General features: G+C 69.1%; 17 protein-coding genes. 7 read left to right on the forward strand and 10 right to left on the reverse strand.

The window, feature by feature from the left end; translation table 11 throughout:
• The first annotated feature begins 119 nt into the window (after positions 1-119).
• Complete coding sequence (locus ABGB01_RS26665) at positions 120-599, forward strand: hypothetical protein (protein ID WP_347776275.1); 480 nt, start codon at positions 120-122, stop codon at positions 597-599.
• 119 nt (positions 600-718) lie between these two features.
• Here ABGB01_RS26665 and ABGB01_RS26670 read toward each other — a convergent pair whose 3' ends face one another.
• A complete protein-coding gene (locus tag ABGB01_RS26670; RefSeq protein WP_347776276.1) occupies positions 719-1,348 on the reverse strand; it encodes a hypothetical protein in 630 nt (209 codons plus the stop codon).
• 77 nt (positions 1,349-1,425) lie between these two features.
• Here ABGB01_RS26670 and ABGB01_RS26675 point away from each other — a divergent pair, with 77 nt between their 5' ends.
• The 3 genes from ABGB01_RS26675 to ABGB01_RS26685 are packed head-to-tail and all read left to right on the forward strand — an operon-like array spanning position 1,426 to position 3,686.
• On the forward strand, positions 1,426-1,629 hold the full coding sequence (locus ABGB01_RS26675; protein WP_347776277.1) for a hypothetical protein: 204 nt from the start codon (positions 1,426-1,428) through the stop codon (positions 1,627-1,629).
• 44 nt (positions 1,630-1,673) lie between these two features.
• Positions 1,674-2,657 carry a tyrosine-type recombinase/integrase gene (locus ABGB01_RS26680; protein WP_347776278.1) on the forward strand — a complete coding sequence of 328 codons (984 nt, stop codon included), beginning with the start codon at positions 1,674-1,676 and terminating at the stop codon, positions 2,655-2,657.
• Positions 2,658-2,666: 9 nt separating this feature from the next.
• The gene (locus tag ABGB01_RS26685) at positions 2,667-3,686 is read left to right on the forward strand and encodes a hypothetical protein (protein WP_347776279.1); all 1,020 of its coding nucleotides are present in this window, start codon (positions 2,667-2,669) and stop codon (positions 3,684-3,686) included.
• A 258-nt stretch (positions 3,687-3,944) separates the two neighbouring features.
• Here ABGB01_RS26685 and glnA read toward each other — a convergent pair whose 3' ends face one another.
• On the reverse strand, positions 3,945-5,369 hold the full coding sequence (glnA, locus tag ABGB01_RS26690; protein ID WP_132512635.1) for a type I glutamate--ammonia ligase: 1,425 nt from the start codon (positions 5,367-5,369) through the stop codon (positions 3,945-3,947).
• A 94-nt stretch (positions 5,370-5,463) separates the two neighbouring features.
• On the reverse strand, positions 5,464-5,631 hold the full coding sequence (locus ABGB01_RS26695; RefSeq protein ID WP_347776280.1) for a hypothetical protein: 168 nt from the start codon (positions 5,629-5,631) through the stop codon (positions 5,464-5,466).
• A gap of 68 nt (positions 5,632-5,699) precedes the next feature.
• On the opposite strand from ABGB01_RS26695, the gene ABGB01_RS26700 reads away from it, so the two are divergent.
• The 3 genes from ABGB01_RS26700 to ABGB01_RS26710 are packed head-to-tail and all read left to right on the forward strand — an operon-like array spanning position 5,700 to position 7,774.
• Positions 5,700-6,161, forward strand: coding sequence for an RDD family protein (locus ABGB01_RS26700; RefSeq protein ID WP_347776281.1), 462 nt, complete (start codon positions 5,700-5,702; stop codon positions 6,159-6,161).
• Between the two features lie 58 nt (positions 6,162-6,219).
• On the forward strand, positions 6,220-6,858 hold the full coding sequence (locus ABGB01_RS26705; protein WP_347776282.1) for a helix-turn-helix domain-containing protein: 639 nt from the start codon (positions 6,220-6,222) through the stop codon (positions 6,856-6,858).
• Positions 6,836-7,774 (forward strand): hypothetical protein, encoded by a 939-nt coding sequence (locus ABGB01_RS26710; protein ID WP_347776283.1) that lies wholly within the window; start codon positions 6,836-6,838, stop codon positions 7,772-7,774. The genes ABGB01_RS26705 and ABGB01_RS26710 overlap by 23 nt, the downstream gene beginning before the upstream one ends.
• Here the strand turns inward: ABGB01_RS26710 and ABGB01_RS26715 are convergent.
• The 7 genes from ABGB01_RS26715 to ABGB01_RS26745 form a co-directional block, all read right to left on the reverse strand.
• Positions 7,755-8,519: a class I SAM-dependent methyltransferase gene (locus tag ABGB01_RS26715; RefSeq protein ID WP_347776284.1), complete on the reverse strand. Its 765-nt coding sequence runs from the start codon at positions 8,517-8,519 to the stop codon at positions 7,755-7,757. The two genes, ABGB01_RS26710 and ABGB01_RS26715, sit on opposite strands and share 20 nt — an antisense overlap.
• Entirely contained in the window at positions 8,519-9,199 is a 681-nt protein-coding gene (locus ABGB01_RS26720) for a DUF4191 domain-containing protein (protein WP_132595668.1), read from the reverse strand. Before ABGB01_RS26720 ends, ABGB01_RS26715 begins: the two co-directional genes overlap by 1 nt.
• Positions 9,200-9,401: 202 nt before the next feature.
• Positions 9,402-10,226, reverse strand: a complete 825-nt coding sequence (locus ABGB01_RS26725) for an alpha/beta hydrolase (protein ID WP_347776285.1) — start codon at positions 10,224-10,226, stop codon at positions 9,402-9,404.
• Positions 10,202-10,588, reverse strand: a complete 387-nt coding sequence (locus tag ABGB01_RS26730; RefSeq protein WP_347776286.1) for a VOC family protein — start codon at positions 10,586-10,588, stop codon at positions 10,202-10,204. The genes ABGB01_RS26725 and ABGB01_RS26730 overlap by 25 nt, the downstream gene beginning before the upstream one ends.
• Positions 10,589-10,747: 159 nt before the next feature.
• Positions 10,748-11,707 (reverse strand): helix-turn-helix domain-containing protein, encoded by a 960-nt coding sequence (locus tag ABGB01_RS26735; protein WP_347776287.1) that lies wholly within the window; start codon positions 11,705-11,707, stop codon positions 10,748-10,750.
• A 341-nt stretch (positions 11,708-12,048) separates the two neighbouring features.
• Positions 12,049-12,978, reverse strand: a complete 930-nt coding sequence (lipA, locus tag ABGB01_RS26740; protein WP_347776288.1) for a lipoyl synthase — start codon at positions 12,976-12,978, stop codon at positions 12,049-12,051.
• Between the two features lie 52 nt (positions 12,979-13,030).
• A complete protein-coding gene (locus ABGB01_RS26745; RefSeq protein WP_347776289.1) occupies positions 13,031-14,017 on the reverse strand; it encodes a hypothetical protein in 987 nt (328 codons plus the stop codon).
• Positions 14,018-14,066 lie beyond the last annotated feature (49 nt).

Genomic DNA, 14,066 nt, shown 5'->3' on the forward strand with positions numbered 1-14,066 from the left:
TTTCGGCTGATCTATCCATGAATGGAAACGAGCTCGTGAATACTAGAAGTCGGCAATCGCGGACGCCGCGCCATGGGCGGTTCGCGGTACTAGCTCTGGCCGGCGCCGTCGCCGGTGGCATGTTCCTTCCACTGGGCCAGGGGGTGGCCAGCGCGAGCGCGGGCTACGTCGCCGTCGAGGCCGGTGGCCCGCCGTCCGCGCCGGTCCGGCACGTCTCGAAGCCGAGGCGCGTCGTGAGGGAGAAGCCGATCCTGCGCAGCCCGCGCTGGCGCCCGCCCAAGATCGACATCATCGTCCACAACCTCAACCGCAACAAGAACAGGCACCGCCGCCACCTCCAGGACGACGTCAAGGTCAAGGTCGTCAAGAAGAAGGACGTCAAGGACCACGACTTCAAGGACCACAAGTTCAAGGACCACGACTTCAAGGACCACAACTTCAAGGACCACGACTTCAAGGACCACGACTTCGAGAACCACGACTTCGAGAACCACGACTTCGAGAACCATGACTTCGACCAGCGCGGCCCCGAGCAGGACGGCGCCAACAACGACCACGACGAGTGGTGGCCGACGGATGGCGATCTGACCGGGTGGTGACCGCGAGGGCGGCTGACACCATGGCCGGGCCGGCGCCCGGTTCCAGGAGCTGAGGCCCGCATCGAGGGCGCACGTGAAAGGCCATCGGCGAAGCAGCCGATGGCCTTTCACGTGCCGTCTCATCTGCGGCGGCCGGTCACCGCAGACGGCGGAAAACCCGCGGCGCGCTGCGCCGTGCGGTCGTGGTGACGGCGCGGTTCTGAAGCGGACTGGAGTAGACGACGCTGGTCGTGACGGAGCCCAGCCCGGAGATCCGGCCGGTGATGTGTTCGAGGTGGCGCGCGGCGGCAGGCGCGGCTCGACCGGGCGGGCCTGCCCGACCGTGCGCGCGGCTGGAGGCGAGCGATGAGGAGCTTGTCCAGGCGGCTGTTGACGTTGCCACGGATGCGCTCCGACCGCAGGTCGGGCCGGTACATGTGGAGTTGGGCGCGCCGCCGTACCGAGCTGGTGCCGATGACCGAGCCGGCTGGGATGTCCGACAGCGGGGTGCCGTCGCGGGTGACGAGCACGTCGTGCACGGTGCGAAGATCGTGGCGGTGGTGAGCGCAATGCCGATCAAGGCTGTCGCCTTTGTCGCGGTTTGCAGGATCGGCTTTGTGCGCACGGATGATCAAAAGGCTGCGTACCGCGAGCGGGTGTGAGGCTCCTTGCTCATGCCCCAACTGCATCGTGGTGCCGTGCCGGCCTTCGAGCGTCGTGATCGAATCGCTATGTTGCCGTCCAGCTCTGCTGATCATTTCCCGTTTCAAGATCGATAAGATCGGAACATAATCCGAGTTATGTTACTCTCAAAAGTGGATCATCCCCTCTGCGAGAGAAGATCATCATGAGCGTGAGATCGTTCCCGCTTACCCTGCGCGTCACGGTGAGCGCAACGACCCCGGACGAGATCCGAGAGCACGCCGTGGCGCGGGCGCTCGACTTCTTCGGCCCCGGAACCGAGCTGGACGTGATCAGCGCCGAAGCCGAGCCCGAGCCGGAGGGCGACGGCCGTTACCGTGCCACCGTCGTCTTCCGGAGAGTTGCCTGATGATCAGGGTTCGTCATCCCGCGCAGCGGCGGCGGTGATGGCGAATGGCTACTGATCTGGCCATCGTCGGGCAGGACGACTCTCTCGCGCTTCCGCTCGACCTGCCGCCGCTGGTCATCGAGATCACGCGCATGTGGCTGGAGACCCGCCGGTCGCCGAACACGCGTGATGCGTACAGGCGGGCGATCCGGGTGTGGTTCGCCTACTGCGAGCGCACCGGGCTGGACCCGCTGGAGATGTCGGTGCGGCACGCCGAGCTGTACGCCCGGTGGATGGTCGAGACGGCAGTCGAGGCCGGGGGCAAACCGCCAACGCCGAAGACGATCGCGCAGCGGATGTCGGCGGTGTCGGCCTGGTACAAGTACCTGATCAAGAACGACGCCGCCCGGTTCAACCCGTTCGCGGAGGCGGACCGGCCGAACATCCCTCGACGTCACTCGGAGACGACGGCGTTGACGGAGGACGAGGCGCACGCACTGGTCGAGGCCGCCGACAAGGACCACGGCCGCGAGCGGCTGCGCACCGCGGCGCTGATCCGGATGCTGGTCCAGCTCGGGCTGCGGATCACTGAGGCGGTGGGCGCGGACATCGAAGACCTGGGGTTTTCGCGCGGCTATCGGACGTTGCGGCTGACGTTGCAGGGCGGCAAGCCGCATTACCGGAAGCTGCCGGTGGAGACGGCGTACGCGCTTGGCCTGTATCTCGGGGAGCGGGCGCGCCAGGCCGGAGTGGAGCTGCGGGACCTTCGAGGGCCGCTGTTCGCGACGGGCTCGGGCCGGCCGCTGCGGCGTGAGAAGGCGTGGGAGCTGGTGCAGCGGATCGCGCGCCAGGCCGGGATCGCGTCGAAGGTGACGCCGCACACGCTGCGGCACACCTGGGCGTCGATCGCGGAGGCGCGGGGCGCGAGGCCGCGCGAGATTCAGGAGGCCTTGGGCCATGAGTCGTTCGAGACGACCCTGATCTACCTGCGCTCCCGGGACCAAGTGGAAAGAGATCCTTCCCAGTTGGTGGCGTCGGCGATCGAGTAGGAGGATGGCGTGCCCAGGTCGAGATCGAGCGCGCTTGACAAGGCAGCGTGGATGCACCACTGCGGCGCGATCAACCTGGGCACGTGGACGGACGCGCTGCCTCCCCTCACTGCGCTGCTGACGGACCCTCGGCGGTACGCGGAAGACTCCATCGTCGATGACCTGAGCAGCGAGCTCGAAGCGAGCAAAGCAGCTGACGGGAGCCTCGGTCCTGCAGCGGCACTAGCGAAGGTGCAAGCCGTCCTCGCGGCTGTGCAGTACGCCGTTCGCGAGGTCAAACCGAACGTTCGGCGGCAGCTCTTGGCGGTGGGTGCTGAAGGCGCGGAGTTCGTCGGCTGGCTTTACCGCGACCTGCGTGACCTGTCTGCGGCGACGTACTGGTACGACCGGGCGATCGAGTGGGCACAGGAAGCCGACGATGCTCCCATGCAGGGCTATGTGCTCCTGCGCAAGTCTCAGCTCGCCTATGACCGGCAGGACCCCCTAAAGGTGCTGACCCTCGCTGAGGCCGCTCAGCACAGCAGCACGCGGCTCCCGGCGGGGGTCCGGGCTGAAGCGCTGCAGCAGCAAGCGTTGGGTTTGGCCATGCTGGGGGAGCCGGTGCGCGACGCCGAGATGAGGCTCGACGAAGCGCGCGAGCTGTTACCTCAGGTCTCGCAGCAGGAGCCGGGGACGCTGGGCAGCTACTTCACGGAGCACATGCTGTTGTTGCGCAGCAGCGCGTGCTTCACCGAGGCCGGCAAGCCCGCCAAGGCGGCGGAGATCCTTGCGGCGATCATCGCCAGCGGCAGCCTGTCGTATCGCGATGTCGGCTATTTCCAAGCTCGTCACGCGGCCGCGCTGGCCCTGATCGGCGAACCAGATGAGGCGGCCACGCTGGGGCTCGCCGCAGCGCGCGTTGCCCGAGCAACTCGCTCGGGACGCACGACAACCGTCTTGGGCGACATGCTGCAGGCGATGGATCGCTGGCGGCGTCGGCCGCCGGTGCGCGCCCTGCAGGATTTTCTAGCTGATCGTCCTGGTGCTTAGGTGATCGTCACGCAGCCATGTGGCGTGGGAGCACCAGCACTACGCGGAGCCTGAAGCGAGCTGAAGATTGCGGAACCGCTATCATCGTCCCGATTAGCAAGAACGGCCCGGCACCGATCTTCGGTGCCGGGCCGTTCTGTTACCTCTCTGTTCCTTCTGACGTTGCTCAGCAACGACAAACAACGACAACTAACGACAAGGTTTTCCCAGCTCAGCGCCCATTTCTGGGAAGATCGCCGAGGCCGGAAAACCGCGTCGTCACACGTCGTAGTAGAGCTCGAACTCGTGCGGGTGCGGGCGCAGCCGGATCGGGTCGACCTCGTTCTCGCGCTTGTACGCCACCCACGTCTCGATCAGGTCGGGCGTGAACACGCCGCCCTCGAGAAGGTAGTCGTGGTCGTCCTCCAGCGCGTTGAGCACGTCGGTGAGCGAGCCCGGCACCTGCGGCACCTGGCGCGCCTCCTCCGGCGGCAGTTCGTAGAGGTCCTTGTCGACCGGCTCCGGCGGCTCGATCTTGTTGCGGATGCCGTCGACGCCGGCCATCAGCATCGCCGAGAACGCGAAGTAAGGGTTGCACGACGGGTCGGGCACCCGGAACTCGATGCGCTTGGCCTTCGGGTTGGAGCCCGTGATCGGGATCCGGACGCAGGCCGAACGGTTGCGCTGGGAGTAGACCAGGTTGACCGGGGCCTCGTAGCCGGGCACCAGACGGTGGTAGGAGTTGACCGTCGGGTTGGTGAAGGCCAGCAGCGACGGCGCGTGCTTGAGCAGGCCGCCGATGTAGTAGCGGGCGGTGTCGGACAGGCCCGCGTAGCCGACCTCGTCGTAGAAGAGCGGCGAGCCGTCCTTCCACAGCGACTGGTGGCAGTGCATGCCGGAGCCGTTGTCACCGAAGATCGGCTTGGGCATGAACGTGACCGTGTGGCCGTATTCGAGCGCCGTGCTCTTGATGATGTACTTGTACAGCATCAGGTTGTCGGCGGTCTTGAGCAGCGTCCCGAACTTGAAGTCGATCTCCGCCTGACCGGCCGTGCCGACCTCGTGGTGCTGCATCTCGACGTCGATGCCGCACTCGATGAGGTTGCGCACCATCTCGGAGCGCAGGTCGGTGAAGTGGTCCATCGGCGGCACCGGGAAATAGCCGCCCTTGTAACGCGGCTTGTAACCGAGGTTGCCGCCCTCGGTCGCCTTGCCGGTGTTCCAGGCGCCCTCGATGGAGTCGATGTAGTAGTAGCCGGCGTTCTGCCGCGTCTCGAAGCGCACGTCGTCGAAGATGTAGAACTCGGCCTCGGGCCCGAAATAGACCGTGTCGGCGATGCCGGTGCCCTTGAGATATTCCTCGGCCTTGCGCGCGACGTTGCGCGGGTCACGGCTGTAGGCCTCGCCGGTCAGCGGGTCGTGCACGAAGAAGTTGATATTGAGCGTCTTGTGCTGGCGGAACGGGTCGACCACGGCGCTGGCCGGGTCGGGCAGCAGCAGCATGTCGGACTCGTGGATCGCCTGGAATCCACGGATCGACGATCCGTCGAACATGAGCCCGTCGGTGAAGACGCTCGCACTGAAGTTCTCTACCGGGAAGGTGAAGTGGTGAGTCGTCCCCGGCAGGTCGGTGAACCTGACATCGACGAACTGCACCCCTTCGTCACTGATGAACTTCAGGACGTCGTCGGCGGAGTTGAACACTCTCGAACCTCCCTGGGGACTGGCCATCATGCCGACGCTAGAGCTTGGCCGTTTCCGTCCGGTGTCTCGATTGTTTCGCACGTGTTACGCGGGGTCACGTGGGCTGCGACGCCTCACATCCCCCGTCGCCGGACGGGATGTCCTCCAGCGCGTACGGGTCCGTGGGCACGCCGGTGGGCGGCACCCTGCCGGCGGGCGAGTCGATGTAGACCGGGTGGATGTGGCCGTCGTCCACGTCGCAACGGGCGGGCGTGGCGTCCATGATGGCGGCTCCGCGACGCGGCCGGGTCACGAAGCGGACCGCCTCATCGGGCGGCTACCGTTGACTTCATGAGCGGCAAGGAACCTCGGTGGACGCAGACGTGGCTGGGCGGGCTCCGCTCCGCCGGGGTCGATCTCGGATATCCGGGGGAGCGCCTCGGGCTGCCCGAGGAGGGCAGCGGGTCGATCGCCGGCTGGGGCCGCAGGATCGCCGCGCTCGTCATCGACTGGATGATCTGCACGTGGGTCGTCGTGCAGCTGTTGTTCCAGATGAACCCGGCGCAGTCGCCGTGGGCGCCGGTGCTCGCCTTCGCCGTGCAATATCTGATCCTGGTCGGGCTCATGGGGCAGACGTTCGGGCACCGCCTGGCGGGCATCAGGGTCGCCGCGATGGACGGCGGAAATCCGCGGCTGCTGCCCGTGGTGGTGCGCACCGTGCTGCTCGCCCTGGCCCTGCCGGCCCTGATCTGGGACCGCGACCACCGCGGGGTGCACGACCGCGTGTCCAACACGATGGTCGTCCGCATGTGAGCCAAGAAAAACCATACCGGGTTCAAAAATGAACCTGGTATGGTTTATGCTGTCTCGCATGATGATGGCGGGGCTCAGGGAGCGGAAGAAGGAGCAGACGCGCCGGCGCATCTCCCAGGTGGCGCTGCGGCTGTTCGACGAGCGCGGTTACGACCAGGTGACCGTCAACGAGATCGCCGAGGCGGCCGGGGTCGCCAAGGTGACGCTGTTCAGCTATTTCCCCGCCAAGGAGTGCCTGGTCACCGACGGGGTGCAGGACGACATGGCCGCCATCGTGACCGGCCGCCCTGAGGGATGCTCGCCGATCGGGGCCCTGCGCGCGCACTACCGGGCGACGGCCGTGCCGGTCGCGAAGGACCTGGACGTCGAGACGCTGATCACCAGGATCCGCGTGATCTCGTCCAGCCCCGCCCTGCTGGCCGCGGTGCACGGAGTCCAGATGGGCCAGCGCCACGAGCTGGCCGCGGCCCTCTCCGGGGGCAGGGAGCCGGATCTGACGGCGCACCTGATGGCCGCGCAGATCACCGCCGCCATCACCACCCTCCAGGAGGCCTTCTTTCACCGGCTCGCCGCGGGCGCGCCGCTGGAGGAGGCGGCCAGGCGGCTGGCCGCAGACGTCGAGGTGGCCTTCGACCTCCTGGAGCACGGGCTGACGCACACGGACGAGGAGAAGCATGAAGAAGGGCATCAACTATGACACCGGGTTCCTCCCGGGTGACGACCTGAGCCGCAGGTCGTTCGACCTCGACGACGTCGAGCGCGACATGCGCACCATCGCCCGCGACCTGCGCTGCGACTCGGTCCGCATCTCCGGCCGCGACCCCGGGCGCATCGCCGCCGCCGCCGAACACGCGGTGGCGGCCGGCCTGGAGGTCTGGTTCGCCCCCTTCCCCGTGGACCTGACGGAGGACGAGATGCTGGCGCTCTTCGCCGAGTCAGCCGGGCGAGCCGAGACACTGCGCCGCGCCGGCGGCGACGTAGTGCTGGTCACCGGCTGCGAGATCACCGCCTTCGGCCACGGCTTCATGGAGGGAGCGGCCTACCACGACCGGCTCAACACGATGATGACCGGCGACGTGACGTGGTGGACGACGCTCATGCAGGTCATGCCGCGCTTCAACACCTACCTGGCGAAGGTGGCCGAGACCGTGCGACCGCTGTTCGGAGGCCGGCTGAGCTACGCCGCCGGGCCGTGGGAGCCGGTCGACTGGGCGCCGTTCGACGTGGCGGGCGTGGACGCCTACCGCGCCGCGTACAACGCGCACGACTTCACCGACGAGCTGCGCGCGCACTTCGAGCCGGGCAAGCCGGTCGCCGTCACCGAGTTCGGCACCTGCCCCTACCAGGGGGCGGGCGAGCGCGGCGGCTCGGCGTGGGTGGTGCCGGAAGGCGCGGTGCGCGACGAGGGGGAGCAGGTCCGCTATTACACCGAACTGATGGACATCTTCGAGCAGGAGGGCGTCGACACCGCCCTGTGGTTCACCTTCGCCGCCTACAACAGGACCGGCGAGGCCGACCTCGGCTCGTACGGCGTGGTCAGGATGCTCGACGAGAAGAGGTGGGAGCCCAAGGAGGTCTTCCACGCCATGGCCGCTAGGAACGCGAGCAGCTGAAGATGGCCGTGCCCGGGAGGTGACGGCCGCGCAGCGGGCTCCAGCCACCCCACACCCGCTCGTGCCCCTCGGGCCATTCGGGCTCCAGCAGCCCGGTGACGGTCAACCCCGACGTCACCAGCAGATTCACCCAGTCGCCCATCGTGCGGTGGTGCTCGACGTACGTCACGGTGCCGTGATCGTCGCGCTCCATGTAGGGAGACCGGTCGAAATAGGGCCGGTCGGATGTCAGGCCGCGCGGCCCCGGATCGTCGGGGAACGCCCACCTGATGGGATGGCTCACCGAGAACACGAACCGGCCACCCGGCCTGAGCACCCTGCGCACCTCGCGGAACACGGCGAGGGGATCGGCCACGAACGGCAGCGCTCCGTACGCCGAGCAGGCCAGGTCGAAGGACGCCCCGGCGAACGGCAGCGACTCGGCGTCGGCCTGCAGCACGGGAACGCGCAGGCCGGTGTCCAGGTCGATGCGCCTCGCGTGGAGCAGCTGGCGGTGGGAGATGTCGAACGCGGCGACCTCGGCCCCCTGAGACGCCAGCCACCTGGCGCACTGCGCCGCCCCGCAGCCGATCTCGAGCACGCGCCGGCCGCGCACCTCCCCGAGGAGGTGCGCGGCGGCCTCGTCCACGCCTTCCGGGCACCACACGAACCCGCTGTCACGCAGGAAGCCGCCGTGCTCGACCTGGTAGTCGTCGGCGTTGCCGTCCCACCAGCCGCGATTGGCCCGCGACGAGACCGACGGCACTAGCGCATCTTGGGGCCGCGCGGCATGCGGGCGCCCTTGGGCATCGGCCCCTTGGGCATCGGCATGTTCTTCGGCAACGACCGCAGGCGGTCCTTGACCTCGTTGACCGAGGGCTTCTTCAGATTGCGCGGCAACTTCATGATGTGGCGCTGCAGCTTGCTGATCGGCACCTGCCCTTCGCCGTCACCGCACTGGATGTCGTAGATCTCGACGCCCAGCACCACCCGCGCGACCCGCTTCTTCTCGGCCGCCAGCATCTTCGCCACCCGGTTGCCCGGCCCCTCGGACACCAGCACGACGCCCGGATAGCCGACCACGAGATGGATCAGGTCCTGGTCGCGGTTGACCGCGATGGCCGGGGTGACCTGCCAGTTGCCCCGCATGCCCTGCAGCACCGCCGCCGCGGCGCCCGTCTGGCCGTGCAGGATGGAGTATTGGGCCTTCTGCGCCAGCTGCCCGAACACCACCAGGCCGACGGTGAACGCGGCCAGCACGCCGATGAACACCGAATACCACAAGTAGTCCGTGACCAGACCGATCACGACGACCACGGCCAGCGTGCCCACCGCCGAGAGGAAGACGATCGGCATCCCCTTGGGATTGGCCTGCTTGATGATCTTCGCGATCATGCGGAGCTGCTTGATGCGCCCCGGCTTCTCTGGGTCCTCGGACTTCGCCATGCTCAGAAGGATACAAACCAACTGGTGCCGGATGGAAAACGCGGCCCGGCCGTTGTCCCTTCCAAGCTGGATCGTGACCTACGCCGACCGCACGCCGACCGCACGCCGACCGCACGCCGACCGCACGCCGACCGCACGCCGACCGCACGCCGACCGCACGCCGGGCGCCCGCCGACCCTACGCCGGGCCTTCGCCGACGTCCTCACGCGGCGACGAAGAACTCCAGCAGCTCGGGCACCAGCGCCTCCGGCGCCACGTTGTGCGCCTGCCCACCCAACACGCGGTGCACCGCCCCCGGCACCGCCGCCGCCACCGCCTGCCCCGCCCGAGCCATCCACGCGGGACTGGCCTCGCCGTTGAGCACGAGCGTCGGCTGGGTGAGTGCCGCCAGGCCGGCGGGCAACCGGTTGCCCGGCCCCATCACGGCCGCCTCGTAGGCGAGGGTGTGCGCGACCGCCTCCATCGGCGCCCAGGACGGCGACGCGCGCATCCCGGCGACGGCCTCGGGCGGCGCCTCGGCGGCCTCCACCATGAACCGCTCCACCGCCTCGCCCCGCCTGCCCGCCCGCACCAGGGCGTCGAGCTGCGCCGCGAAGTCGTCCGGCAGCGGGGGCGCGCTGTCGTCCACGTGGTACGGCGGCTCCCACAGGGCCAGCTTGGAGATCTCCGGGTGCACGGCCGCCGCCTCGATCGCCAGCGCGGCCCCCGACGAGCCGCCGAACACCATGGCCGTGCCGCCCGCCGTGCCGCCCGCCGTGCCGATGACGGCGGCCAGATCCTCGACCTCCCGCTCGACGGCGTACGGCCCGGTGTCGCCGCTGTCGCCGCGGCCCCTGCGGTCGTAGTTGACGACCGTGAACCACGGGGCCAGGGCGGCCGCCACGCTCGCCAGCGTGGCGTGCCCCCTGTCGGTGAAGGCTCCGTTGACCAGGACGAGGACGGGTCCCGAGCCGTACCGGTCGAAGGCGATGGCGGTGCCGTCCGCCGAGGCCGCCTTGCCGCTCAGCCGGCGGGCTGGATCAGGCACAACGCCTCCCAGTGGTGGCCGTCGTGGTCGGCGAAGCCGCGCTGGTAGCGGAAACCGTCGTTCGGCTGCACGCCCGCGGGCGTGGCGCCGAGCGCCAGCGCCTTGTCCACCAGCTCGTCCACCCGCGCCGGGCTCTCCACGCCGAGCACCAGGATCGACTCGGTGGCCTTGGCGGCGTCGCCGACGTCCTTGGTGATGTACTGGGCGAACACCGGCTCCGTGAGCAGCATGACCTGCGTCTCCTCACTGATGATCACCGATGCCATGTCAGGGGACGCGCCGAACAGCTGGAAGCCGAGGCCGGTGAAGAACTCCTTCGACCGCTCCAGGTCCTTGACCGGGAGGTTCACGAAAAGCTGCATGTCCGAGACCCTTCATCGTTGGGGAGGAACACCCTTGAGTCTGCCGACCGGTGGCTCCCGGGTCTTGGATCTGCATGCCAGGCGACTTGACGTTCAGCGCACTGCGCTCAGAGCGGACCGGCACACATGCTGCTCAAAGCGCGCCGGTCCGCATGCTGCTCAGAGCATGCCGGCGCGGCGGTACTCCGCGGGCGGCATCCCGTACGCGCGCCGGAACAACCTGCTGAAGTGCGCCGAGTCGGGCAACCCCCACCTGGCTCCGACGCTGCTCACGGACAGGTCGCGCATCGCGGCGTCGGCCAGGTCGGCGCGGCAGCGCTCCAGACGGCGCTGGCGGATGTAGGCGGCCACCGTCGTGTGCTCCTGCTCGAACAACCGGTGCAGATAGCGCACGGAGATGTGGTGGGCGGCGGCGACGGTGGCGGGGTCGAGGTCGACCTGGCCGAGGCGTTCCTCGATGAAGGCGCGGACGCGCAGCAGCAGCGTGCGCCTGCGCGTGTCGGGCACCAGGGCCTGGGCCTGCTCCATCCGCTCGGCGACGGCGGTGCCGATCAGGTCGAGCACCACGGTCGCCAGCCTGGCGGCACTGGCCGGCTGGTAACTCTCGAGGTCGAACGCCACCCTGCGCAGCAGCGGGGCGGCGAGCGCGGCGGCGCCGGTCTCCGCCGTGATGGGCAGCGCCGTCAGCTCGGACATGGCGCCCGGAGGCAGGGCGAGCAGGTCGTGCGGCAGGCTGAACACCGCGAGCTGCACCGCCCCGTCGTAGGCCAGCTCGTACGGGCGGGTGAAGTCGTAGATGGCGAACTCGTCGCGGCGGAGCTGGGTGGCCCGGCCGTCCTGGGAGATCCGCGGGCTGCCTGACACGGCCAGCACGACCCGGTAGACGTCGGGGTTGTCGCGGCGGATCAGGCCGGGGGTGCGGTGAACGCTGTGCGGGGTGGAGGTGCGGACCCTGCCGACTCCTACGGAGCCGAGCTGGCCGAGCTCCATCTCGCCCCGCAGCGGGGCGTCGGGGTCGATGCGCAGGTCGAGCGGGCCGAGCGTGTCACACACGAGAGCCCGCCAGGCGTCGTGGCGGCTCTTGGCGGGTAAGTCGCTGGTCCTGATCAGCACGGCCATCAGAGCCGCCTGAAGGGACCGTCGCCTTCGGGCGATGGGGGCATCGGGAGCGGGAGGGACGCCAAGGCGCGAGCGTGCATGGGCAGAACCTCAGACATTGTCGCCACCTCCGGATAGGTTTGAGCTTGTGCTTTCGGGCATCGGTCAGGGCTTGGCCGTTGTCTCCGCGCAAGCGGGGCGAGAAGCCGCTCCTTCGGGGAGCGGAGGAGTCACGCCCGTCATCCTCCCGTCGGGCAGCTCAGGTCATGCTAACGCCGACGAACACGGCAGAGCGGGCACGGCAGTGCGGCACAGACGTGACAGGGCCCCGGGCGGTGCGCGCCCGGGGCCCTGCCGGCCGCTCAAGCGGTCTGGCGTGCCTCGATGGCCTGCTTGTAGAGCCTGCCCGCCCGGTAGGACGAGCGGACCAGCGGCCCGGACAACACACCGGCGAACCCGATGGCCTCGGCCTCGGCCTGCAGCTCGACGAACTCCTCCGGCTTGACCCACCGCTCCACCGGGTGGTGGCGCGGCGTCGGCCGGAGGTATTGGGTGATCGTCAGCAGGTCGGTGCCGGCGGAGTGGAGGTCGCGCATGGCCTCGGTGATCTCCTCGCGCGTCTCGCCCATGCCCAGGATCAGGTTGGACTTGGTGACCAGCCCGGCCTCGCGAGCCGTCGTGATCACCTGGAGCGAACGGTCGTAGCGGAAGGCCGGGCGGATGCGCTTGAAGATCCGCGGCACCGTCTCGACGTTGTGCGCGAACACCTCGGGCCGGCTGGAGAAAACCTCCTCCAGCTGGTCACGGTCGCCGTTGAAGTCGGGCACCAGCAACTCGACGCCGCAGCCGGGCAGCAGCGCGTGGATCTGGCGCGCGGTCTCGGCGTAGAGCCAGGCGCCGCCGTCGGGCAGGTCGTCGCGGGCCACCCCGGTGACGGTGGCGTAGCGCAGGCCCATCTGCTGGACGGACTCGGCCACCCTGCGGGGCTCGTCGCGGTCGTATTCCTTGGGTTTGCCCGTGTCGATCTGGCAGAAGTCGCAGCGGCGCGTGCACTGGTCGCCGCCGATGAGGAAGGTGGCCTCGCGGTCTTCCCAGCACTCGTAGATATTGGGACAGCCCGCCTCTTCACAGACCGTGTGCAGACCCTCCCGGCGCACCAGCGACTTGAGCTCGGTGTATTCGGGGCCCGTCTTCAGCTTGGTCTTGATCCACGGGGGCTTGCGCTCGATAGGGGTTTCGGCGTTGCGCACCTCCAGGCGGAGGAGCTTTCGGCCTTCAGGAGCAACGGTCACGTTCTCAGCTTACGTCTCCCGCGAACCGCGCTGTCCGAGGGGGCGTACGCGCTCACGTGACCAGGCCGAACCCGCCGATCGCCCGGGTGTAGTGGAGGAGCAGCTCCTCGTCGATCCGCTCGGACTCGTGGGCGCCCAGCAGCTCGGAGTGCGGGACGGAGGTGAGCACGCCGTCGTCGGCGAGCCGGAACCTGGCCAGCGCGTTCTGCCTGATCGACGTGACGCTCTCGCCGCGCAGCGCCGCCGCCTGCATCGGCGCCAGGTAGCCGCCCCTGGCCGCCAGCTCCTCCAGTGCCGCGACCTCCCCGGTGGAGGCGGCTCGCAGCGTCAGCGCCCGCCGCCGGGCCAGGACACGGTGTTCTCCGGCGCGCGCCAGCCTGGTCAGCGTGTACTCCAGCAGCAGCAGCGGCACGCCCAGCACCCGGCCGAGCAGGCGGCCGAAGAAGCCCGCCACCTCGTACGTGGTCCCCGGATGGTCCAGGGGGCCCAGGGAGGAGGCGGCGATCGCCGTCTGGGCCTCCTCCCTGACCCGGAGCGGCTCGGCGCTCAGCAGCGCGTCATGCCACGCCGCCAGGGTGTCCAGGGCGCCGTTCACCACCAGCTCACCGCCGGTCGGGGTCTGCGCGTACGCCGCGGCCAGCAGGGCGGCCCGCTGCCTCGGCGGCAGCGCCAGCCACAGCGGCAGGCCGACCAGCAGGACCGGGGTGCGCAGGAGTCCGGCGCGGACGTACCGGGTTTCCGTGGCCAGGTCCATGACCGCCACCTTCGCGGGGCGCCTGACGCCCACCCGGTCGGCCACCCGCTCCGCGGCGGCGTACAGCTGGGGAGCCTTGGCGCGGCCGAGCACCTCGGCGTCGGCGGGCAGCCCACCGCCCAGGCGTGGCCGCAGTGCCCACCCGATGGCCACGCTCGCGCCGCCGAACACCCACGCGATCAGGGAGCCCGGGTGACTGAGGATGATCCAGCCGCCCAAGGCGACGAACGCCAGCGTCAGCAGATGCACCACGAGCGCGAGGAGAAAAGCCAGGATGGACGTCACAGGCGCGAGCTTAAGCCGGAAAACGCCCATATTTCTGGCACGGTCAGGT

Source organism: Nonomuraea sp. B5E05 (genome assembly GCF_039880665.1).
Lineage (GTDB): Bacteria > Actinomycetota > Actinomycetes > Streptosporangiales > Streptosporangiaceae > Nonomuraea.

Bases quoted from the DNA above. Each gene is read 5' to 3' on its own strand.
- ABGB01_RS26665 (WP_347776275.1), top strand. From the start codon at position 120: ATGTTCCTTCCACTGGGCCAGGGGGTGGCCAGCGCGAGCGCGGGCTAC.
- ABGB01_RS26675 (WP_347776277.1), top strand. From the start codon at position 1,426: ATGAGCGTGAGATCGTTCCCGCTTACCCTGCGCGTCACGGTGAGCGCA.
- ABGB01_RS26680 (WP_347776278.1), top strand. From the start codon at position 1,674: ATGGCTACTGATCTGGCCATCGTCGGGCAGGACGACTCTCTCGCGCTT.
- ABGB01_RS26695 (WP_347776280.1), bottom strand. From the start codon at position 5,631: ATGGACGCCACGCCCGCCCGTTGCGACGTGGACGACGGCCACATCCAC.
- ABGB01_RS26700 (WP_347776281.1), top strand. From the start codon at position 5,700: ATGAGCGGCAAGGAACCTCGGTGGACGCAGACGTGGCTGGGCGGGCTC.
- ABGB01_RS26705 (WP_347776282.1), top strand. From the start codon at position 6,220: ATGATGATGGCGGGGCTCAGGGAGCGGAAGAAGGAGCAGACGCGCCGG.
- ABGB01_RS26710 (WP_347776283.1), top strand. From the start codon at position 6,836: ATGAAGAAGGGCATCAACTATGACACCGGGTTCCTCCCGGGTGACGAC.
- ABGB01_RS26720 (WP_132595668.1), bottom strand. From the start codon at position 9,199: ATGGCGAAGTCCGAGGACCCAGAGAAGCCGGGGCGCATCAAGCAGCTC.
- ABGB01_RS26730 (WP_347776286.1), bottom strand. From the start codon at position 10,588: ATGCAGCTTTTCGTGAACCTCCCGGTCAAGGACCTGGAGCGGTCGAAG.
- ABGB01_RS26735 (WP_347776287.1), bottom strand. From the start codon at position 11,707: ATGGCCGTGCTGATCAGGACCAGCGACTTACCCGCCAAGAGCCGCCAC.